At 43.3% G+C, this 21,013-nt stretch carries 19 protein-coding genes; 8 read left to right on the top strand and 11 right to left on the bottom strand.

All coding sequences use genetic code 11. The annotated features are described in order from the left end of the window. Nucleotides 1–242: 242 nt before the first annotated feature. Together AHMF7616_RS22710 and AHMF7616_RS27825 are read right to left on the bottom strand one after the other, a co-directional pair. Complete coding sequence (locus tag AHMF7616_RS22710) at nucleotides 243–617, bottom strand: YtxH domain-containing protein (protein WP_115375741.1); 375 nt, start codon at nucleotides 615–617, stop codon at nucleotides 243–245. 158 nt (nucleotides 618–775) lie between these two features. Beyond that, on the bottom strand, nucleotides 776–1,177 hold the full coding sequence (locus AHMF7616_RS27825) for a YtxH domain-containing protein (protein ID WP_158546233.1): 402 nt from the start codon (nucleotides 1,175–1,177) through the stop codon (nucleotides 776–778). A 275-nt stretch (nucleotides 1,178–1,452) separates the two neighbouring features. On the opposite strand from AHMF7616_RS27825, the gene AHMF7616_RS22720 reads away from it, so the two are divergent. Both AHMF7616_RS22720 and AHMF7616_RS22725 read left to right on the top strand, forming a co-directional pair. Beyond that, the gene (locus tag AHMF7616_RS22720) at nucleotides 1,453–1,674 is read left to right on the top strand and encodes a Kazal-type serine protease inhibitor family protein (protein WP_115374968.1); all 222 of its coding nucleotides are present in this window, start codon (nucleotides 1,453–1,455) and stop codon (nucleotides 1,672–1,674) included. A 58-nt stretch (nucleotides 1,675–1,732) separates the two neighbouring features. Next, the gene (locus AHMF7616_RS22725; protein ID WP_115374969.1) at nucleotides 1,733–2,101 is read left to right on the top strand and encodes a cupin domain-containing protein; all 369 of its coding nucleotides are present in this window, start codon (nucleotides 1,733–1,735) and stop codon (nucleotides 2,099–2,101) included. 127 nt (nucleotides 2,102–2,228) lie between these two features. Here the strand turns inward: AHMF7616_RS22725 and AHMF7616_RS22730 are convergent, their stop codons facing one another. From AHMF7616_RS22730 to AHMF7616_RS22765, 9 genes are all read right to left on the bottom strand, one after another. After that, on the bottom strand, nucleotides 2,229–3,041 hold the full coding sequence (locus AHMF7616_RS22730; RefSeq protein ID WP_115374970.1) for an enoyl-ACP reductase FabI: 813 nt from the start codon (nucleotides 3,039–3,041) through the stop codon (nucleotides 2,229–2,231). Between the two features lie 211 nt (nucleotides 3,042–3,252). Beyond that, a complete protein-coding gene (gene recN / locus AHMF7616_RS22735) occupies nucleotides 3,253–4,905 on the bottom strand; it encodes a DNA repair protein RecN (protein WP_115374971.1) in 1,653 nt (550 codons plus the stop codon). A gap of 3 nt (nucleotides 4,906–4,908) precedes the next feature. Then, nucleotides 4,909–5,136: a hypothetical protein gene (locus AHMF7616_RS22740; RefSeq protein WP_115374972.1), complete on the bottom strand. Its 228-nt coding sequence runs from the start codon at nucleotides 5,134–5,136 to the stop codon at nucleotides 4,909–4,911. 244 nt (nucleotides 5,137–5,380) lie between these two features. Further along, nucleotides 5,381–6,289 carry a type IX secretion system protein PorD gene (gene porD / locus AHMF7616_RS22745; RefSeq protein ID WP_115374973.1) on the bottom strand — a complete coding sequence of 303 codons (909 nt, stop codon included), beginning with the start codon at nucleotides 6,287–6,289 and terminating at the stop codon, nucleotides 5,381–5,383. Then, on the bottom strand, nucleotides 6,282–6,938 hold the full coding sequence (locus AHMF7616_RS27830; protein WP_317047626.1) for a phosphopantothenoylcysteine decarboxylase domain-containing protein: 657 nt from the start codon (nucleotides 6,936–6,938) through the stop codon (nucleotides 6,282–6,284). The genes porD and AHMF7616_RS27830 overlap by 8 nt, the downstream gene beginning before the upstream one ends. Next, nucleotides 6,925–7,485 (bottom strand): flavoprotein, encoded by a 561-nt coding sequence (locus tag AHMF7616_RS27835; RefSeq protein ID WP_317047627.1) that lies wholly within the window; start codon nucleotides 7,483–7,485, stop codon nucleotides 6,925–6,927. The genes AHMF7616_RS27830 and AHMF7616_RS27835 overlap by 14 nt, the downstream gene beginning before the upstream one ends. Nucleotides 7,486–7,493: 8 nt before the next feature. Continuing rightward, the gene (locus AHMF7616_RS22755; protein WP_115374974.1) at nucleotides 7,494–7,817 is read right to left on the bottom strand and encodes a DNA-directed RNA polymerase subunit omega; all 324 of its coding nucleotides are present in this window, start codon (nucleotides 7,815–7,817) and stop codon (nucleotides 7,494–7,496) included. Between the two features lie 220 nt (nucleotides 7,818–8,037). Beyond that, nucleotides 8,038–8,874, bottom strand: coding sequence for an outer membrane protein assembly factor BamD (locus tag AHMF7616_RS22760; RefSeq protein ID WP_115374975.1), 837 nt, complete (start codon nucleotides 8,872–8,874; stop codon nucleotides 8,038–8,040). A 76-nt stretch (nucleotides 8,875–8,950) separates the two neighbouring features. Then, nucleotides 8,951–10,546 (bottom strand): OstA-like protein, encoded by a 1,596-nt coding sequence (locus tag AHMF7616_RS22765; RefSeq protein WP_233507711.1) that lies wholly within the window; start codon nucleotides 10,544–10,546, stop codon nucleotides 8,951–8,953. An 89-nt stretch (nucleotides 10,547–10,635) separates the two neighbouring features. On the opposite strand from AHMF7616_RS22765, the gene tilS reads away from it, so the two are divergent. The 6 genes from tilS to AHMF7616_RS22800 all read left to right on the top strand — a co-directional run bounded on the left by tilS (nucleotide 10,636) and on the right by AHMF7616_RS22800 (nucleotide 20,885). Continuing rightward, the gene (gene tilS / locus AHMF7616_RS22770; protein ID WP_115374977.1) at nucleotides 10,636–11,958 is read left to right on the top strand and encodes a tRNA lysidine(34) synthetase TilS; all 1,323 of its coding nucleotides are present in this window, start codon (nucleotides 10,636–10,638) and stop codon (nucleotides 11,956–11,958) included. A gap of 253 nt (nucleotides 11,959–12,211) precedes the next feature. Then, nucleotides 12,212–13,156 (top strand): malate dehydrogenase, encoded by a 945-nt coding sequence (gene mdh / locus AHMF7616_RS22775; RefSeq protein ID WP_115374978.1) that lies wholly within the window; start codon nucleotides 12,212–12,214, stop codon nucleotides 13,154–13,156. Between the two features lie 479 nt (nucleotides 13,157–13,635). Further along, nucleotides 13,636–14,049 (top strand): response regulator, encoded by a 414-nt coding sequence (locus tag AHMF7616_RS22780; RefSeq protein WP_115374979.1) that lies wholly within the window; start codon nucleotides 13,636–13,638, stop codon nucleotides 14,047–14,049. A 122-nt stretch (nucleotides 14,050–14,171) separates the two neighbouring features. After that, on the top strand, nucleotides 14,172–15,392 hold the full coding sequence (locus tag AHMF7616_RS22785) for an exonuclease SbcCD subunit D C-terminal domain-containing protein (protein ID WP_115374980.1): 1,221 nt from the start codon (nucleotides 14,172–14,174) through the stop codon (nucleotides 15,390–15,392). A 1,039-nt stretch (nucleotides 15,393–16,431) separates the two neighbouring features. Beyond that, complete coding sequence (locus AHMF7616_RS22795; RefSeq protein ID WP_115374982.1) at nucleotides 16,432–20,100, top strand: AAA family ATPase; 3,669 nt, start codon at nucleotides 16,432–16,434, stop codon at nucleotides 20,098–20,100. A gap of 35 nt (nucleotides 20,101–20,135) precedes the next feature. Beyond that, a complete protein-coding gene (locus AHMF7616_RS22800) occupies nucleotides 20,136–20,885 on the top strand; it encodes a thermonuclease family protein (RefSeq protein ID WP_115374983.1) in 750 nt (249 codons plus the stop codon). Nucleotides 20,886–21,013: the final 128 nt, after the last annotated feature.

A 21,013-nucleotide genomic window follows, 5' to 3' on the forward strand; every position in this document is an offset into this window, starting at 1 on the left:
GTAAAAATTTAAAAAAGGCTAAAACTAAAAGGCCTTCCTTTTTCAAGGGAAGGCCTTTTTTATTGATTAAATAACTCAAGACGAATTACTATTTATGATGTAACGTTTTAAGTCAATATTCTCTGATACTAATCTATTTCAGGAATTAATATCAAATGTGAATTTTAACTTTTTGCTTCACTCACTTATTATTTAATCAATCTTTCTTTTTATACGGGAAAGTTTTCCCTGGTTTTCAAATATTAAGAATGGCCTTGTTCGCCAGCTGCTGATCCGCCTGCTCCTTCGGCACCGGCTCCGGCACCAGGAGTGCTTGCGCCACCAGCTTTCTTAGCCCCTGCACCGGCACCGGCACCGGCAGCAGAACCACCAGCGGCACTTTCGTCGGCTCCGCCTTTATTACCTAAGCCAATTGAACTTAATAAAGCACCAGTATCAATTTTAGACAGGCTTTCTTGGAAAGTTTTTTCTAAGTCTTTGCTTAGTTTACCGGCATAGTTTTTCAGGTTTTCTCTGGAAACAGTACCGCTATCCGGTGCCATTAACAAACCAGCTACTATACCTGCACTTGCCCCAGCTAATAAGGCTAAAATAATTTTACCGCTATTGTCTTTCATAGTGTTTTTAAGTTTAAATTTTTTAGATTTTGATTTCATTACAGATAGATTAATTATTAACGTTTAAAGCATTACTAACGATAATATGCGTATAATGTTTTGATACGCATAAAAGCGCGAAAAATGCCTTACATTAATGTAGCAAGAAGCAGATAATTTTAAATTTCTTCAATTATTTGGCGAAGTTCTTTTTTGCCTTTACCTAGTTTAAATTCTAAGTTTCCCAAAAAATGATCTTCCTGGCCTTCTACATAAGCTAAATCATCATCGGTTAAAGCAGAGTATCGGGTTTTTAAACGACCTTTTACCTCATCCCAAGTTCCTTGCATTTTAAGGCTGCTACCGGTAGTAGTTATGTTGTTTCCTTCTAACTGGCGCATTAATTTACGAGCCACTTGGTCTAGCTGATCGCCGTAATCCAAAGCTTTGTTTTTTAAACCACTAATCGTATCCTTGCCCGATTCAGGAGCCATTAGTAAACCAGCAATTATTCCGGCACTTAAACCAGCTAAACCAGCCAGTATAATTTTACCACTTTTGTCTTTTACATGCAACATCATAGTTTTATCAATTATAGATTAGACGGTTAAAACAAATTAAAAATTTGTTTTTTATGTAATCCGTATTTCTTGTAACTCGCGCATAAAATACGGATTGCAATCTCTATACGCTACAATACTCTAATAGTTAACCAACTAAAGCAGATACGTGCAAATGACAGAGAATTTTGTAAATTACTTTACTAATAAACAGCAGCTTTATTTTTGCTCTTTAAAAATTAATGCCCCATATAGCGTTCAGGTTACACTTTCTAATACCAATTAGCCGCTTATAAATGGTTACACATAAATATTTACTGGTTGGAGGTTTGTTACTCATAAGTTGTAAAACCGTTTCCAATACTTGTATAGATGTAACTAAAATTCGCACCGATGTAATCTGTACCCAACAATATGAGCCGGTTTGTGGTTGCAATGGCAAAACTTACGGCAATGCCTGCACCGCTGAGAACGCCGGTTTAATCCAATACACCAAAGGCGAATGCCCCACCAAGTAACCATCTAACTTCGTTCCGGAAGGATACGTACTACCTTTATCTTTTATTAAGATTGAACATGGAGCCAAAATATTATAGACAAACGAAACCGTTCCGGGTACCTACCATCGATAATAAATTAATTGAAGAACACTTTGGACTGGCTTCAACCCGAACAGGTGCGTTTAGTGTAGCGCATATGGTTGCTCCGCCCAATTGGAGCGAACCGCACCAGAAACCTGCTTTCGACGAAATTACCATTGTCATCCGGGGACGAAAGCAAATTGAAGTGGACGGCGACGTAATTGAACTAAATGCCGGTGAAACGTTACTGGTAAAAGCAGGGGCTCGGGTGAAGTATTCCAATCCGTTTGACGAAGAATCCGAATACTGGTCGGTGTGCGTGCCCGCCTTTGATATAAATACCGTTAACCGCGAAGGCGAGTAAAGTTGCCGGTTACAAGTTGCCGGTTGCAAGTTTTTTAATAACCTCGAAAACTATTAAAAAAGAATATAAAATAAAAAGAGCGGCTAAAGTAAGTTGGCCGCTCTTTTTATTTTTTAAAAATTTACTCTTATTTATTCATCTGATTCACAATTTCTTCCGAGATACCTACGCTGGAGAAGCCGCCGTCGTGCAGTAAATTTTGCATGGTAACCAAACGGGTTAAATCCGAGAACAAGGTAATGCAGTAATTGGCGCAATCTTCGGCGCTGGCGTTGCCGAGCGGCGACATTTTATCAGCGTATTCAAAGAAAGCATCAAAACCGCCTACGCCAGTACCGGCCGTAGTTTTAGTGGGCGATTGCGAAATTGTATTTACCCGTACTTTTTTTAATTTTCCGAAACGCTGACCGTAAGAGCGGGCAATGGATTCCAGCATCGCTTTCGCCTGGGCCATATCGCTGTAATCCGGAAAGCTTCGTTGCGCGGCGATGTACGACAGCGCCAGGATCGAACCCCACTCGTTCATCGCATCCTGCTTCTCGGCTACCTGCATTACTTTATGGAACGACAAGGCCGATACATCTAAGGTTTTCTGAAACCATTCGTAGTTTAAGTCGCCGTACGTTTTGCCTTTCCGCACATTAGGGCTCATGCCAATCGAATGCAACACAAAGTCAAGTTTACCGCCCAAAATCTCCTGAGACTGGGTAAATAGATTTTGCAGATCTTCTACGGAAGTAGCATCAGCCGGAATTACCTGGGCGTTGCACTCTTCGGCAAGTTTGTTAATTTCACCCATGCGCATGGCTAAGGGCGCGTTGGTTAATACAAATTGCGCGCCTTCTTCGTGCGCCCGTTGCGCCACTTTCCAGGCAATGGATTTATCGTTGAGAGCGCCAAATATAATTCCTTTTTTACCTTGCAGCAGGTTGTAGGCCATAGTTCTATCTTTTTAAGTTCGATTTATAAATTACTCCCAGGAGTACACCCTGCAATATTACCAAATCTAGCGCAACCCGTAAAAAAATAATTATTTTTTAAGTAATCGGGGTCGCTATAATTTGCAACTGCGCTCCGGAAAAGCTTTGGGGAAAGCAAAAATTTAAAAATTTAATCGGCAAACAAATTTTTTAACTTTTTCAACCTGCAACCTATAACGCTAACAACTCCCGCGCACTCTGAAAAGCGTGTTTACTTGGGTTAGCCCCGGCGATCATGGTAGCGATTTCTTTTATCCGTTCTTCGGTTTCTAATTGCCGGATGCGGCTAATGGTGCGGTCAGCGCGGTCTTCTTTGTAAACGAAATAGTGCGCGTTGCCTTGGGCCGCCATTTGCGGTAAGTGCGATATGGCAATCAGCTGGTGCTTCTTCGCCATTTGCTGCATCATTTTGCCCACTTTCACGGCAATTTCGCCCGAAATACCCGTATCAATCTCATCAAAGATAATAGTTGGTAAAGAAGTTTTATCGGCTAGCAAATATTTTACGCACAGCATTAACCGCGAAAACTCCCCACCGGAAGCGGCTTTGCTTAAGGTTTGTGGCGCCGAGCCTTTGTTGGCGCTAAACAAAATACTGATCACATCAATACCCGTGGCCGTTGGCGTACCCGTAACGTGCTGAAAAACTATCCGGGCGTTGGGCATGCCCAGTTCGGCCAGCAAACTATGAATTTCTTCCTGAAAATGGGTAAATACCGCTTGGCGCGATTCGGATAGCTGACCCGCCAAAGTAGTTACTTGGTCGTAAGCCGCCTCCATGTCTTTTTTCGTGCGGCTGATGGCTTCGTCTAAGTTTAAAACGCTGCTTACTTTTTGCTGCAAGTCGGCTTGAATTTGCAAAAGCTCGGCGTTATCGCGGGACTGGTGTTTGCGCTGTAAATTATAAATCAGCGTTAGCCTCTCGGAAGTTTGTTCGGCTTTTTCCGGATCGGCTTCGGTTTTCCGTTCGGCGGTTTCCACTTCGGCGGCAATGTCGTTAATTTCGATTAAACAGGAATCTATCCGGTCCTTTAAAGCCTGAAAATGGTCGCTGTAAGCGGAAACCTGGTTGAGCAGGTAAGCCGCATCTTTTAACGAAACCGCCACGTTAAATTCCGACTCCGACAAGTATTGTAAAGCCTGGCTTAATTTTAATTTTATTTCCTCGGCGTGCTCCAATTGTTTGAGCAAGCTTTCTAATTCTTCCTGCTCTTCTTCCTGCAGTTTGGCTTCTTCCAGTTCATTAAGCAGGAAAGTATTATAATCCAGTTCTTTCTGCGCCTGGGCTAACTGACTTTCCAGCTTTTTATAATCACTTTCCAGCTTTTTATACTGCCGGTAAGTTTCCTGGTATTGATTTTTTAAATTTTGATTGCCCGCGTATAAATCCACGATATTCAACTGAAAAGTAGTATCGCCCAGCATGAGCGTATCGTGCTGTGAGTGAATATCCATCAGGTTAGCACCGATAGTACGTAAGGCATCCAGGGTAACGGGCGTATCGTTTATAAAGGCCCGGCTTTTACCAGTTGGCGTAATCTCGCGGCGCAAGATGCACTGCGTATCATAATCAATATCTTCCTGCGTAAATAAATCTTCCAGGTGGTACGACGAGATATCGAATATGCCTTCTACCACGCATTTTTCGGCGGTATTAAAAAGCACTTTGGTATCGGCCCGGTTGCCCAGCAACAAGCCAATAGCCCCCAGCATAATAGATTTACCCGCTCCTGTTTCGCCGGTAATAATGTTTAACAACGGCGAAGGCTGTAGCTCTAATTGCTCAATTAAAGCGTAATTTTTTATTCGTAAATTAACCAGCATTCTTTAGTATAATGTTTCTCGGTCGTACACCACCTCCCTTACGTGGCCCGGTGAAATACGGTGCAAATTAAAACGGGCATCCTGGATTAATAATTCCGTAGCGGATAAATCTTGTACCACCCCGGTAATTACCCGGTTGGCTTCCATAATCACCTGTACCTTTTGTCCCCGCAAATCATCGGCTTTGCTGACTAAATCTTGCTGACTTATCCGGAATTGCCGTTTGCCCAAGTTTTTTTTTGAGTTAAAAGTTATGAGTTTTTAAAAAAAAGTATTAACCATCAGAAGTAAAAGATTTACTTCTGGACTGCATATGGACAAAGATTTAAATTATACCTGAAAGTTAAGGGTATTTTGGCAAATTAACATCTGTCAGCAAAACGACTTGCTAGGAAAATGTCAGTAAAAAAGTACAGGATAAGTTAATTTACGAATTAAGAAAATTAACTCATAACTCTAAACTCAGAACTCTTAACTATCTCTGAAGTAGTCCCTGGTACTTATTAATATTGGTAGGATCCAGTTCCGATAAAATGGCGTAAACAGTTTGCTTCTCGGAAGAATTACCGCCTTTAAAAACCGAAAATATTTCGTCGGACTTCGCATCGAAGAAAGAACGAATGATTGCTGTACCGGGCCGGCGTTGGGCTACTTGCTGAATGCTTTTAATCGCGTTTAAGATGTTGGTGCGGGCATCAGCGGGTTTGGTAGCAAAAATATCCATGCCTTGCCGGAAGTAGTTATATACGGCGGTCCGGAAAGGCTCTATCTGTGGGTCGCGCAAATTGGTGAGCAGCCAATAGCGGTTACGGGTATCTTCAAAAGCTTGCCAACCTGGCGCCCCGGAGTTCTGCGAGGTAACGTTATTCAACACGTTAGTGGCCCGGTCGTACATAGCCGAGCCACCCAGACGCGCAAAGCTGTCGTTATCTAAGCCAATGATTAAATACGCGTAAAAAGTAAGTAGTGAAGCCAGTTGCGAGGTGTACGAATTTTCGGAGAATTGTAAAGGCTGCGCATCGTTGTATTCAAATACCCAATCTTTATCAAAGAAGGAGAGTACCGAAGTTTCATAACCGGTACTGTATACCGGTCTGGCGGATAATACCTGCACAGTAGCGGTATAGTTACCAACGCTGGGCACGCTGGTAATGGTAATGAGCATGCGGGCCTGAATTCTTTCTTCAGACTTATATAAGGTAGAAGTCCAGCGCTGGTTATTCATAAAATTAAAAATATCGCGCTGCATATTCTGGAATACACGTTTATCGGTAACCGTAACTTGGTCGTCGTTGATTAAAACTTCGCACTGCAACTCTTGCGCAAAAGCGCAGCGGCATGCTAAAAACAAACTAAAAGAAACGGTTAATAAATATTTAAACATGTACTTTCTCCCCTATGTATCGCACTATATCGCGGGCCACTTCTAGCTTGGGCTTTAATTCAAAGTTAACTATTTTCTCTTTCTCCATAATCGAGATTTTGTTGGTGTCGTGGCGGAACCCGGCCCCCGAATCGTTCAATGAATTAAGAATGATTAAATCAAAGTTTTTCTTTAGCAGCTTGGCTTGTGCATTTTCTGTTTCCTGGTCTGTTTCTAAGGCAAAGCCTACGGAGAGTTGCTCTGGTTTTTTAAATTTTCCTAAGGCTGCTGCTATATCAACGTTTTTTACCAGTTCAATTGTTAAGGTAGCTTCCTTTTTTTTAATTTTTTTATCTGCTACTACCTTCGGGCGGTAATCGGCCACGGCGGCCGCAAAAATCCAGATGTTGGTCTGGGCCGCTAATTGCAGGCATTGCTCGTACATTTGCTCCGCCGATACTACCGGGAAAGTGGTAATATTACGATGTTGCGCTTGTAATGCGGTTGGGCCAGCTACCAGTAAAACAAGAGCACCTTCTTCGGCCAGGCACTCGGCCAAGGCATAACCCATTTTACCCGACGAATGATTACTAATAAACCGGACAGGATCAATGGCTTCCTGCGTGGGGCCAGCCGTAAGCAAGACGGTTTTACCTTTAAGCGAATGCACTTACCTCGAAATGTTTTTGAAGAATAGCTACTATTTCTTCGGGTTCGGCCAAGCGGCCTTGTCCTTCTAAACCACTGGCTAATTCGCCGTGCGTCGCATCAATAATAGTATTGCCGTAGGAACGTAGCTTTGATAAATTATTTTGCACGGCGGGGTGTGCGTACATATCTAAATCCATAGCGGGCGCAAAAAATACTGGGCAACGGGCCGATAAATAAGTAGCCGAAAGCAAGTTGTCGCAAAAGCCATTGGCCGCTTTGGCAATGGTGTTGGCACTGGCCGGGGCGATAACCAGGGCATCGGCCCATAAGCCCAGGGCCACGTGGTTAGTCCATTCACCGCCCGTTTCGTCTTTTATAAAACTGGAAAATACCGGGCGCTTGGAGAGCGTGGCTAAGGTTAAAGGGGTAATAAAAGCAGAAGCAGAAGCCGTGAGTATAATTTGTACTTCGGCTTCTGCTTTTATTAATAAGCGGGTAAGTAATGCTGCTTTATAGGCCGCAATACTTCCGCTAACTCCCAAAATTATTTTTTTATGCCGCAGCATGCAGCCAATTATAAACCGGAAGTTTCTTCTTCGGCATCCGGGCGACGGAAAAATACTTTGCCTTCTAAAAATTCTTCGATGGCTAGGTTCGTTGGTTTAGGCATGCGCTCGTAGTATTTCGAGATTTCGATTTGCTCGCGGTTTTCAAAAATCTCTTCCAGGTTATCTACGGTAGTAGCAAACTCCGCTAATTTAGAGTTTAACTCTTCTTTAATTTTAACCGAAATTTGATTGGCTCTTTTGGAAATAATTGCTACCGATTCGTATACGTTTCCCGTTTCGTCGGCGAAATCGGCCATGTTGCGGGTAATAATTGAAGATGAAACTGCCATATAATTAGTTGTAAAGTTTAAAAGTTAGAAAGTTGAAAGGTTGTATGTTACAAGTTGCAAGTTGCAAGTTACAGGTTGTAGGTTATAACGACACCCGTTTTCTAGTACAACAAATTAACCCGACTACATGAGTATTTTAAAAATTTAAAAAATTTGCTTGTTAATTAAGGTTTAAGAGCAGTTAACGTAAAACATACGACTTATCACCTATTACCAAAACCTACTTGCTGGCCGTACTTGGTCCTTTGGTCGTGTCTTTTAATCTTTCGAGTTGCTTAGTGCTTTTATCAAAAAAGCTTTCGGCATTTTTTAAATATTTGCTTTTCGGGTACTTATCTACTAAATCCTGATAAAAGGCAACAGTTTCTAAATAACGTTCCCGTTGTTTATCCGCTACACTACGCTCTGCTAAGTTATACTGGGCTTCTAACCTTAAAAAAGAGGCCTCTTCGTTATAGTTAGAAGAAGGAAAACTGCGCTGAAAGTTGTTGAAGGCCGTTACCGCTGCCTGATAATATCGCATAGAGGCATAAATGCGGGCACTTTCAAAAGCTTTGCGTTCTACTTTCGCCGACAGCTCCTGGTACATTTTATCGGCTTCATCTTTCATTTTACTCGCCGGATACCGGTTTAGGAAGTCCTGAATCGCTTCGATGGCCGTGTAGGTACTGGTTTGATCGAGGTTAAAAGTAGGCGAATCGCGGTACAGCGATTTCGCGTGCATAAAAAGTGCTTCTTCGGCATACTCGCTCCGCGGGTACGTGTCGTAAAACGATTTAAAATGAAAAGAACTCAACGGGTAAGAGCGCTGGTAAAACTGCGTATAAGCAAAATAAAATTGGGCTTTTTCCGCTTCCGGCCGACCTTTTAGTACCGGAATTAACTCTTCCAACAAAGTACTGGCCCGGTAATAATCCTGCTTTTCGTAATATTTTAAGGCCGCCTGGTATTTTGTATCGGCGTTGGTGCTTTTCAGGATTTTGTTGTAATCACTGCAGGCACTCAGCACCAAAATAAAAAATGCCGATATAACTGTGATATAAGAGGTTCTGGTCATGGGCTGGCAAAATTAGGAAAATCTGTTTCCATATGCAAACGCTTTCGGCATTAGTGCACTGGTCAGATAATTGGCTTTACTTCGATTTTTTATTATTTCTTTTAAACAGCGACTTCTTAGGGGTTGGTTCCGTTTTTAAGGTAGATGCTTTTTCCGGTGTTTTGGTTGCCTGCTTGGGGGTGCGTTTAGCTAAAACTAATTCTTTGGTAGGTTGTTCGGTAATGCGCCAGTTAAAACCTTTTAAACGTTTGTCCGGCTCTTTTAGCTCGTGCGGCGGAATAAAGCTGGCTTCCGGGTTGGTGAGTAACGAAACGGTATTTACTTTTCCTTCTTTAAACCGCAGAATTAAATCGCTGGAAATACTCCGGTTCATGCCGGTGGTAGCCGTATCGCCTTCCAAGGCAAAATAAATGCTTTCGCCGTTGCCGTTTACGTTTACTTTGGCTATTTGCCCGGCTTTAAAAAAAGCTTCCATGTTCCGGCCTTTTACCTGATTCAGGTTCTTCAGGGTGTCTTCCGAAATAATAAAGGCATTATTATACATGTACATTTTATCCAACGTTTTATTCCGGATAAACATATTCATACTATCAGCTAGCAACTGACTTTTTTCGCTCCAAACTACCGGATCGCGGCGCAAGTGCATTACCGAGTCGGTTACATTATACGTTAAGGAATCACACTTGCCTTGTAAATCCGATTTAAAAATGCGCACATCGTAATACGCGTACACAAAATCCTTCAGCTTCGGGTCTTTTTGTTTGGCTACCTTGTCGTGGTTAACGGCAACCAAAGTATCGCCGGATATATACAGCGTATCGTTTGAAACCAGCGAGCGCATCACCGGACTGCCGTAAATCTTAGTTCTGCCTTTATTTTTCCAGCTTTGCAAAGTGTTACCGGTAATAATGGTTTTATTTTCTGGGTCTTTGGAGGTAAGTTTTACCTTACCGTTGGCGTATAAGTATTCAGCGGCCCGATTGTAAACCGAATAATCGGCATCTACAATGTAATCGGGCGTTTCTACCCGGGAGCCTTGAAAAATAGACTCCTTGGTAACTGTATTGTAGGTGCCGCCTTTGGCCGTTAACAAACCGTCTTCGTTTTTAATTTTCGTAGGAGCCACAAAGAAAACCAGTTTGCTAACCGTGTTATACTGCAGGGTATCCGAAGTAATATCGGCATCCGGGCTTACTAAGTGCACATTGCCTTTGAAAGCCAGTAACTTAGAATTTACATTATAATTACCAAACTGACTAGTTAGATTCGTACCTTCTTCCACAATGGTACCACCTTCGGTATAACGGGAAGTTCGCGCCACCATGTCGTAAGAGAGCGAGGGTGTAGTTAAAGTCATTTTCTCATCCTGTAAGGTTACGTTGCCTTTAAAAACTGCTTTTTGCTGGTTACCGTTGTAAACCCCCGTATTGCTGGTAATGGTTAAAGTGCCTTGGGTAACCCGTACTCGACTAAAAACTTCTACGGTGTTGCTTTCGCGGTACAAATGTGCCGAGTCGCAGTATAAATCGGTTTCTTTCTGTTTTAAATGCACATTGTCAATTAATCGGGTAAAACTTGCGCCATTTTTATTGCCAGCCTGTAAAGAACCGGCTTTTACCAATTGTATTTGTTCCTGAGCTTGCTGGGCAAAGAGGGAAAAAGTAGTTATCAAGAAAAAGATAAGAGAAAAAAATATCTTTGTGTTTTTCATTAAATAATTAGTATTCACCGCAAAATTAATAAAATTACCTTGGGTATGTTATGATTGAGAAAGTTTTAACCTTTGCGCAACAATACCAGCTTTTTACGCCGGACCACCAAATTATCGCGGCCGTAAGCGGCGGCATCGATTCGGTGGTTTTATGCGACCTGCTGGCCGAGTTAAATTTAAAATTCGCCATCGCCCACGCTAATTTTGGCTTACGCGGTGAAGAATCGGATGCCGATGAACTCTTCGTTAAAAAATTAGCCAAGAAATACAACGTTGCTTTTTACAGCGAACATTTTAATACCAAAGCTTTTGCGGCGCAGGAAAAAATATCTACCCAAATGGCCGCCCGTACCTTACGGTATACCTGGTTCGAAAACCTGCGCCAACAATTAAACTACGACCGAATTGTGGTAGCCCATCACCAAAGCGATACTGTCGAAACCATTCTCCTGAATCTAACCCGCGGTACCGGCTTACCGGGTTTGCACGGCATTGCGCCCAAAAATGGTTATTTAATCCGGCCTTTGCTTTGTTTGCGGAAAGACGATATCTACGACTACGTTACCACCAAACAGCTGATCTGGCGCGAAGATTCCTCGAACGAAACTACCGTGTACCAGCGCAACAAAATTCGCCACGAGGTTATTCCGGTATTAAAACAACTGAATCCTAACTTGGAGCATACCGTGCAACAAACCGCCGCTAAAATTAGCGCCGCCGAAATACTGGTAAACGAGTACGTGCAAAAGGTGCGCGAACAAGTACTGCGCACTGAAAACGGAATTACTTACCTGGATATTGCTGGCTTACCCAGTTCGGCGGCTTTGCCTCTAATATTGTTTGAATTATTACAGCCTTATGGGTTTTCGTTTGAACTAACGCAATCGGTTATAGGGACTTTTGCCGCCGAGTCCGGTAAGCTATTTGAATCCGTTACGCACACCTTAGTGAAAGACCGGGAGCAACTGGTAATTACGGCCAAAAACTTACAAGCCTTTGGCAGCTACGAGATTTTAGCGGATCAAAAAGAATTAATTGTACCGGATTTACAGCTAAGTTTGACTCACCTGACGGCCACTAATTACAAAATTACCACTGGTAAAAAAGTAGCTGCCCTGGATTATAATTTACTTCAGTTTCCGTTGAAAATACGCACCTGGAAAGAAGGTGATTGGTTTGTGCCCTTGGGTATGAACGGAAAAAAGAAAATCAGTGATTTTTTAATTGACGAGAAAGTACCCGTAAATTTGAAAGATCGGGTAAGAGTTCTGACTTCGAATAACTCCATCGCATGGATAATCGGTTACCGACTGGATAACCGCTTCAAAATAACCGATAAAACGGAACAAGTACTGGAAATGAAAATAAAGTAGAAATGCTGAATTGGAGTTCCTTCCAATAGGATCTTAGGGAGTAGCAATAAAGTGAGTTAGTCTAAGTTCAACCTTTGCCAGAAAGCTATGAATGCTTTTCAGAGTTACTGTCGATCCGAAAATTTAAAAAATCATAAATTTCTTTTGTAAACTTTCGGCGCAAATAAATAACACAAAACGTTTTCCGTTCTGCTTTTTTTATAATTTTACGACCTCGAAAATCTAAACCGTTCCATCTTAATCTGTTTATACCATGAAAGTAACTGTTGTAGGCGCTGGAAACGTAGGTGCTACCTGTGCCGATGTGCTGGCTTACCGCGAAATTGCCAATGAAGTAGTGCTGGTAGATATTAAAGAAGGTTTTGCGGAAGGCAAAGCACTGGATATCTGGCAAAAATCACCGATTAACCTCTATGATACCCGCACCGTGGGGGTAACCAATGATTATTCCCGGACCGCAGACTCCGATATTGTAGTGATTACTTCCGGTTTGCCCCGCAAACCCGGCATGACCCGCGATGATTTGATTTCGACTAACGCGGGCATTGTGCAATCCGTTACCGAAAACGTAATTCAGCATTCGCCCAACGCCATTATTATTGTGGTATCTAACCCATTGGATGTAATGACCTACGCCGCGCACTTAACGGCCAAGCTGCCGCGTAGCAGAGTAATGGGGATGGCCGGTATTCTGGATACGGCTCGTTACCGCGCTTTCCTGGCCGAAGCTTTAAACGTATCGCCAAAAGATATACAGGCGGTATTATTAGGTGGCCACGGCGATACCATGGTGCCGCTGCCGCGCTACACTACCGTAGGTGGTATTCCGGTTACCGAGTTAATCGACGAAGAAACCTTAAACGCGATTATTGAACGCACTAAAAATGGCGGCGGTGAATTGGTAAAATTAATGGGTACTTCGGCCTGGTACGCCCCTGGTTCGGCGGCAGCGCAAATGGTAGAAGCCATTGCCCGCGACCAGAAACGCATTTTCCCGGTGTGTATTAAGCTGGAAGGCGAATACGGTATTAACGGTACTTACTTAGGCGTGCCCGTAGTATTAGGTAAAAACGGCGTAGAAAAAGTAATCGAACTGCAACTGAACGAAGACGAAACGGAACTCCTGCGCAACTCCGAAAAACACGTGCGGGAAGTAATGGAAGTGCTCGACAGCATGACGGCTTCTAAATCTAATTAATTGTTGTTTATCTTTAAAAACAAAAAGCACAACCGTAGTTGTGCTTTTTGTTTTTAAAAGCAGGTTTATTTTGTTGCTTGTAAAGCAATAATGCTCCTTATAATTTTACTTTAAGACCTAAAACTTTTCTCTCTCAAAATAAATTTAAAATTTTCTGCTTGACGTTCACCTACTCTAGCATTTAGTTACTGCTTGTACGCAGCTTTTCTGGCGCAAAAACGTAAAGCCGAAAGTTTATAATTTCTATCTGCTTTAAAATTCTGCAAAACTAAAGAACCAGCCAAACTACTAATTAAATTGTGCTTACATTTATGCCAAACGTTAATAGGAAGTAGCAGCAGAAGCTGATTATTTAAGAATAATTAGGTTTAGCGACGCACATTAACTAATATCAACTTTTCTTCTGATGTGAAATAAGTGTTATTACTGCATTCTATTAAATTAAATTATTTCCAGAAAAGTTTTTTAAGAGCCACGTAATGACCCGAACAGTGATTAATTCTGTTTTGTTGATTGATGATGATGCAATTAGTAATTTCTTAAACACCCGTTTATTAAAAGAAATGCAAGTTGCCCACGATATTAAAGTTACTTTAAATGGGGAAGAAGCATTACGGTTCTTGCAACAGGAAAAAGCCGCTAACCACCCGTTTCCGGAATTAATTTTACTGGATATTAATATGCCAGTTATGAATGGCTTTGAGTTTTTAGAAGCTTTCCGGGATGTAGCCGACGAAAACAATCATTCAGTCGTTATTATTTTAACGACTTCTACCAACACCCGCGATTTTGAACAGCTAAAACAATACGAAGAAGTAGAAGTGTATTTGAGTAAACCGCTCACCGACGAAAACCTGCAGTACATTATAGATAAACACTTTCCGTTGGAGTAAATATTTTTTCTGTTTCTTTACCAGCTATATCTTTATCTACAGCCAAGATTAAGTAAATACGCCTAAACATTTTTAAATTTTACCAGTATCTTCACCGTGGAAACCAGCGGATAGGGTAACAGATGAAAATTTTACATACGGCGGATTGGCATTTAGGCAAGCGTTTAGAACAATGCGAACGTACCGACGAACACCAGCATTTTCTGGATTGGTTAATCGGGGTTATTGACCAGCACGAGATAGATGTGTTGCTGATTGCCGGCGATGTTTTTGACACCGGTTCACCCTCCAACGCCGCTTTAAAACAATACTACGACTTTTTGTGGGCCTTACGCAAAACCAATTGCCGCGAAGTCATTATTATTGGCGGTAATCACGATTCGGTTTCTACTTTAAATGCCCCGCAAACTTTGCTCAAACATTTTCGGGTGCACGTAGTAGGTGGGGTACCTCTGGAATTTACCGACCAGATTATTCCGGTAATAAATGCCTCTGGTAAAACCGAAATAGTGATTTGTGCCGTTCCTTTCTTGCGCGATAAAGACGTTCGGCTTTCTATTCCGGGCGAAACCCATACCGAGCGCGAAGCCCGCCTGAAAGAAGGTATTTGTGCCCATTACCGGCAAATAGCCGCTCACATTGCGCCTTATAAAACCCAGCAAATTCCGGTTATTGCCATGGGCCATTTATTCGCGGCGGGAGGCAGCGCTTCGGAAAGTGAGAAAGAAATACACGTAGGCAACCTGGGCCAGATTGGCGGCGACCAGTTTCCGATTGATTTTGATTATATTGCCTTGGGCCATTTGCACCGGCCGCAGATTGTGAATAGTATGACGCATGTCCGGTATTCCGGATCACCTATTCCGTTATCTTTCAGCGAAGTAGAAGATCATAAACTTATCTTAATTTTAAATTTTTCCGAAAACCAACTCGTTGCAGTCGAGGAATTGCCGGTACCTTGCTGCCGGAAACTCGTCCGTTTTAAAGGTGATTTAGACGAAGTAAAGCGCCGCATGCATGCTTTTGCGGTCGGCGATCATCTTTATCCAGCCTGGGCCGAAGTACAAGTAGAAACGGATAATTACATCCCGGATTTAGACGGGCAGTTGGCCCAAATTACGCAAACCATGCCGCACCTCGAACGTGTTTTTACCCGGCAAATCCGGTTAAAGCCCACGGTTGCGCTCGATGCCGAATCGTTTAACGAGTTTACTAATTTACAAGAACTGGAACCCAAAGACGTGTTTCGTAAAAAGTGCGACTCGGTGTTCGGGGAAGGCGAGTACTTTGATTTACTTTCCACCTTTGATGAGCTCCTGGAGAAAATGACGCAAACGGAATAATTTTCTTGATTATCAGTAACCATCTAAGAGCAGTCAATCCAAACCGCAATATTATGCAGCCATATTCTTGTAAATTGAAAATGACTTATTAAAGTGACTACAGTTTATCTGTGGAGCCTTTTCAAGTCTCTAGGCGTTGGTGCTAGCTAACTTGCTGGCTTCAAGTTTTGCCTCATGGCCGGCGGGCCCGCTTGGCTCTTCCGGGCTGGTCTAAGCTTCTTTTCCTCGTACCTCGGAATTCTGCTGCGCAGAACCAGAACCTTAGAAGGCCCTGCCCAGCCAAACTGAAGTTGGTTGCTGGTAGCTTCGGCTTTTTGGGTGTGCCTTGGAAAAAAGGATTAGTGAAGTTAAATTCATTAGAGACAACCACTAAAATTTTAAAAATAAACTCCTTTGTTTTATTTCTACTTTCACCTAGCCCAATGAGATTAATTGATAACGATAGAATAATCTACTACTCTAAAGTGGTAAAAACGGTAGCTAAAATAAAATGACAGCAGTTTGGCTGTGGAGCACCTGCTAGGATTCCGGTACTGCGCAGCAGTATTCCGAGGTACGAGGAAAGGAAGGCTAGCCCGTGCGAAAGAGCCAAACGGGCCCGCCGGCCATGAGTCAAACTCAGCCTGTTCAAACAAGAAAGCACCAATGCTTGGAGACTTGAAAAGGCTCCACAGAATAGCCGCAGCTAGCAGGCAAGGTGTTATATGTTGTAAAGTATACAAGCCGGTTAAATCCTGCTGGTGGTTAGCTGAAAAATTTTATAAATATTTTTCAACAAACAGTAGATAAGTAAATGGACACAAGTAGTAAGACACAAGTATTAAGACAAAATAAAATATAATAAATTAAATATCAGTAATTTAACCTTGTATTTTCAATATTGGAATGTATATTTTAATTTGTCCTTTTACTTAGCTTTTTTAGAAATGGTTGAGTAAAGTATGTCCCGCACTAACCAGTTATTTCTTTTGAATCTGCTTTTTCATCTTTATCTTTAAGAAACCAGAGGAGCCGCTAAGCCGGCATTGTACGCATATTTATGAAGATACTGGGTGTCCGTTTCCTGAACTTAAACTCCCTGAAAGGTTTACACGAAATCCGTTTTGATCAGAGCCCTTTGGTAGATGCCGGCTTATTCGCGATAACTGGTCCTACGGGAGCCGGTAAAACTACTTTACTCGATGCCATTACCGTAGGGTTGTTTGGCCGGGTACATCGGCACGACCGTGATGCGTACGAGATCATGACCCGGCACACCGGCGAGTCTTTTTCGGAAGTAGATTTTGAAGTAAAAGAAAAGCAATACCGCGCTAAATGGTCGTTGTACCGGAGCCGGAAAAGGCCCGACGGTAAAATACAGCCTACCCACATGGAGTTACTGGCGCTGCCAGATCAAAACCCCCTGGATTTAAAACCCAGCGAAGTACCCACCAAAGTAACCGAAATCAGCGGATTAGATTACAGCCAGTTCTTGCGATCGGTTATTTTGTCGCAAGGCGATTTTACCCGGTTTTTAAAAGCCAGCGAAAGCGAACGCAGCGAATTACTCGAAAAAATTACCGATACCGGCATTTATTCCCGCATTTCGGTAAGCGCTTACCGGCAAGCCGATAAGGAAAGAAAAGCGCTGGAGCAATTACGCGCCAAGTTAAACAACACCGAGTTACTAACCGAAGAACAGGTAGCCAATTTTCAACAGCAAGTTAGTCAACTGCAAAACCAGATTCAGGAGCAGCAAAAGGCAAAAAACACCCGGGAGCAAGAGTTAAATTGGCTTAATCGGCTGGAGCAATTACAACAGAAAAAAACCGGGTTAGCAGCCGAACTTCAAGTTTTAGAAGCCAGCTTTGAAGCGCAGCAAATTGAATTTAAAAAATTACAGCAGCATCAACGTGCTTTACAATTTAAACCAGCCTTAATCGAAATAAAAACGTCGCAAAACCAGGCCGCGCAATTGGGGCAAGACCTAACCGATATTAGTTTGTTATTACCCGATTTTCAAAAACAAACCCGAGAAGCAGAGCAGGAGTTAGCTTTAGCCCAACAACAAGTACAACAAGCGCAGCAGGAACTCGATCAGGCCGAACCCGTTTTTCACGAAGTTACTCGTCAGGATTCCGTTATAGCGAGTAGCCGCGCCTATTTCCGGAACAACCAGGAAAGCTGTCTGCGAGCCGATGAGGAATTAAAAAATTTAAAAAAAGTGCAGGCTACTAAGCTACAAGCCTTGCAGCAAATTCAAACAACTATTAGCCAGGCGCAAAACTGGTTAAAACAAAACCTATCGTCCCAACACCTGGACCGGGAAATTATAACCTACCAGCAAGGTGTTAAAGATTTACACGATATTAATCGTCGGTTACAGGAAACGTACCGGGAACAAACGCTGCATCAAACTACTCAGCTAACAGCCAACCAGTTTATACTGGAGCAAACCCTGCAAATAGAACAGGATCGGCAAACGCAGGCGGCCCTCTTCCAGCAAATACTGCGGTACCAGGAAAATTTTAAAAATTTACTCAACGGCCAATCCGCTAATGACCTGGAAAACGCTTGCAACGCTTTGCCCACGCAGCTTAACTTGCTGCAGCAACAATATTTAAAAGCCGATCAATTCGGTCAACTCAAGGAAAAGGCCAACCTATTACGCGAAAGCCTGATTCAGAATCAGGCGGCCTTAACCCAAACTAGCCATTCAGTTAATGAGCTAAGCGCCAAACTGCAACAAGCGCACGAAACCTTAACGCATCTGCAGCAAATTGTAGACTTGCAACGCCAAATTCAAAAGTACGAAGCCGACCGCGAGCTATTACAACCGCAGCAACCTTGCCCGCTGTGTGGCTCCGAGCATCATCCGTTTGTAGAAAATAAATACCATAGCAACGTAACCGAAGCCGAACAAAAACGCGGGCAACAACAGCAAGTAGTAACAGAATTAACCACGCAACAAACAACATTGGCTTCGCGCCTGAGCTCGCTGCAAGCAGTGCAGACCAACGAACAAAAGCAACTCATGCAACTGCGCACCGAAGGTGGGCAACTCAAAAATCAATTTGATGCCGTACAGCAAAATGTGCCGGAAAACTGCCGCATCGAAGATAAAGCCGCTATTCAGGAGTTATTGCAAACTTACCAGCAACGCTACCAGCAGCAGCGGCAATTATTAACGAACCTCCGGCGCAACGAAGAAGAAAGCCGGGGTTTAGAGCGCAAGCTGCAAGAGCAAAAAGAACTGATTATCCGCAGGGAACACGAAATTACCCGTACCCAGGAACGGGCCGAACAAGCCACAGGTCAGTTACAGCGCCTCCACGCCGATGTAACCGATTTACTGGAACAGCAAAAGGCTGTAACGGGGCAAGTACAATCTTTTTTACTCCGGTTTAAGATTACTTTTGAGTTAGATAAAAGTAAGGCCATTGAGGAAGATCTGCACCAGCGGGCGGCGGCATTTGCTGCTCAAACCGAGCAATTGCAGGAAGCTTACCTGGCTTTAAAGCAAGCGGAAACCGAACAAAATAATCTGCAGGAAACCATTAGTCAAAAAGAACAACTGCTTAACCAACAACTAGCGTTACTCCAGCAAGAAGAAGTAAACGTAGCAACATTAATCGCGGCCCGGCAAAAATTATTCGCCGATAAAAATCCGCAGGATGAGCGGGAGCGTTTAAAATTAAATATAACGCGGCACCAGCAGCTACTGGAAAATCTACGGACGGCTTTCCTGCAGAAACAAGAGCAAATGCGCTTAGCCCAAAGCCGGCAGCAACAATGGCAGACCGAGTTAACCCGGGTGCAGGCCCAGGTTACTACGCTAACAACGCAATTACACCATTCCGTACAGGCCCATAATATAGATTCGGTAGATACCTTGGTGCAACTTTTTTTAAACGACGACGAAGCCCACCGCATTGAGTTACTGCAAAAGCAAGCCGAAAGGGCGCTTACCGAAACCCGTAAATTATACTCCGAAACTGAAGCCGACCTACGCCGGGAACAAGAGCTGCAATTAACAGATGTAAACTACGCTGCTTTACAAACCGAGGTAGAACGTTTAAGTAGCAGCATCGCCCAGCTCCATCAACAAATTGGGTCGTGGCAGCTACAGCTAAAACAAGACGCCGATCTAAAAATAAAGTACCAGGAGACAGCCGCGCAGGTAGAAATACAACAAAAAGAATTTTTGCGCTGGGATAAAATGGCTGCCCTCATTGGTTCGGCCGATGGTAAAAAATTCAGCAAGTTTGCCCAAGGACTTACCCTGGCGCGCTTAACCGAATTAGCGAACCGGCATTTGTTAAAGTTAAATCCCCGGTACCGCATTTTAAAAAGTCCTACCCAGGATTTGGAACTCCAGATCGTGGATACTTACCAGGCCGATGCGGTACGGTCCATGAATACCTTATCCGGAGGCGAAAGTTTTCTGGTAAGTTTAGCCTTGGCTTTAGGTTTATCCGATCTGGCGGGCCGCAAAGCCCAGATTAATTCTTTATTCATCGACGAAGGTTTTGGTACCCTGGATAACGATACGCTGGATATAGCCATTAGCGCGCTCGAAAATTTACAGGCGGGCGGTAAATCCATTGGTATTATTTCGCACGTAGAAGCTTTAAAAGAGCGCATCAACACGCAAATACAGGTAAGTAAGCAAGTAGGCGGGCAGAGTACTTTAAAAATATCGGGTTATAACCTGGAGGCGTATGCCTAAGCCAGCTCTTGAGCAAAAATTTAAAAAAATGCCTTATGAACAGAGTTAAGCGCCTGCGTTCGGTTCACCCCACTTATTATTACTTTTTGTTTTGGTTAGCCATCTGGTCGTGCCGGCAAAAGCAACCCGAAACTTTACTCGCTACCCCCGAAGCTGCTACTACTGGATACAAAGTTATTGCCATTAAAGACGGCGATACCATTGAGCTTTTAAAAGACGGCAAGCCTTTGCGGGTGCGATTACTCGGGGTAGATGCGCCCGAAAAAAATCAGGATTACGGTACCGTGGCCCGGCAGTTTACTTCCGATTTGTGTTTTAATAAAGTAGTTCAATTAATTGTAGATGGTCAGGATCGGTACGGCCGTACGGTAGGTACCATTGTTTTACCCGACGGGCGAACCTTAAATAATGAACTGGTGCGCAATGGTTATGCCTGGCATTATAAAGCTTACTCCCGCGATCAAACCCTAGCGCAACTAGAAACCGAAGCCCGGCAAAACCGACGCGGACTCTGGGAAAAATCTCGCCCGGTTGCTCCCTGGGATTTTCGTAAATCGCGCCGGCAAGCCAATAATCCGGCCAGTACCGCCCAGGCTATTCCCCTGCCTTCCGATGCTTCGCGTCGGGTTTTTATTTGTACCAGTGCCGGAGCCACTACCTACCATCTCCGGAAAACGTGCAGTGTATTAAAACGCTGTAAAGCCGGCTCCGAAGTTGTTACCCGGGGTACTGCCGTGGTAAATAGGCGGCGTACGGTGTGCAAAGTTTGTGCTAAACCGGTTTAAGTAGTACAACTCCTAATTTTAAAAATTTTAAATTCTGCTGCGGGCAGTAAGTTTAGAACACATCTGTGTGGCGTTCGCAATATTTTTGGCCACCCTGGAATAGGTACTTGCGTAAAAAAGGCTCTTAA

It is taken from the genome of Adhaeribacter pallidiroseus (assembly GCF_003340495.1).
Classification (GTDB): domain Bacteria; phylum Bacteroidota; class Bacteroidia; order Cytophagales; family Hymenobacteraceae; genus Adhaeribacter; species Adhaeribacter pallidiroseus.

Excerpts from the sequence above, each read along its gene's own strand:
- AHMF7616_RS22710 (WP_115375741.1), bottom strand. The coding sequence starts at position 617 with ATGAAAGACAATAGCGGTAAAATTATTTTAGCCTTATTAGCTGGGGCA.
- AHMF7616_RS27825 (WP_158546233.1), bottom strand. The coding sequence starts at position 1,177 with ATGATGTTGCATGTAAAAGACAAAAGTGGTAAAATTATACTGGCTGGT.
- AHMF7616_RS22720 (WP_115374968.1), top strand. The coding sequence starts at position 1,453 with ATGGTTACACATAAATATTTACTGGTTGGAGGTTTGTTACTCATAAGT.
- AHMF7616_RS22725 (WP_115374969.1), top strand. The coding sequence starts at position 1,733 with ATGGAGCCAAAATATTATAGACAAACGAAACCGTTCCGGGTACCTACC.
- AHMF7616_RS22730 (WP_115374970.1), bottom strand. The coding sequence starts at position 3,041 with ATGGCCTACAACCTGCTGCAAGGTAAAAAAGGAATTATATTTGGCGCT.
- recN (WP_115374971.1), bottom strand. The coding sequence starts at position 4,905 with ATGCTGGTTAATTTACGAATAAAAAATTACGCTTTAATTGAGCAATTA.
- porD (WP_115374973.1), bottom strand. The coding sequence starts at position 6,289 with ATGTTTAAATATTTATTAACCGTTTCTTTTAGTTTGTTTTTAGCATGC.
- AHMF7616_RS27835 (WP_317047627.1), bottom strand. The coding sequence starts at position 7,485 with ATGCTGCGGCATAAAAAAATAATTTTGGGAGTTAGCGGAAGTATTGCG.
- AHMF7616_RS22755 (WP_115374974.1), bottom strand. The coding sequence starts at position 7,817 with ATGGCAGTTTCATCTTCAATTATTACCCGCAACATGGCCGATTTCGCC.
- AHMF7616_RS22760 (WP_115374975.1), bottom strand. The coding sequence starts at position 8,874 with ATGACCAGAACCTCTTATATCACAGTTATATCGGCATTTTTTATTTTG.
- tilS (WP_115374977.1), top strand. The coding sequence starts at position 10,636 with ATGATTGAGAAAGTTTTAACCTTTGCGCAACAATACCAGCTTTTTACG.
- mdh (WP_115374978.1), top strand. The coding sequence starts at position 12,212 with ATGAAAGTAACTGTTGTAGGCGCTGGAAACGTAGGTGCTACCTGTGCC.
- AHMF7616_RS22780 (WP_115374979.1), top strand. The coding sequence starts at position 13,636 with ATGACCCGAACAGTGATTAATTCTGTTTTGTTGATTGATGATGATGCA.
- AHMF7616_RS22785 (WP_115374980.1), top strand. The coding sequence starts at position 14,172 with ATGAAAATTTTACATACGGCGGATTGGCATTTAGGCAAGCGTTTAGAA.
- AHMF7616_RS22795 (WP_115374982.1), top strand. The coding sequence starts at position 16,432 with ATGAAGATACTGGGTGTCCGTTTCCTGAACTTAAACTCCCTGAAAGGT.
- AHMF7616_RS22800 (WP_115374983.1), top strand. The coding sequence starts at position 20,136 with ATGAACAGAGTTAAGCGCCTGCGTTCGGTTCACCCCACTTATTATTAC.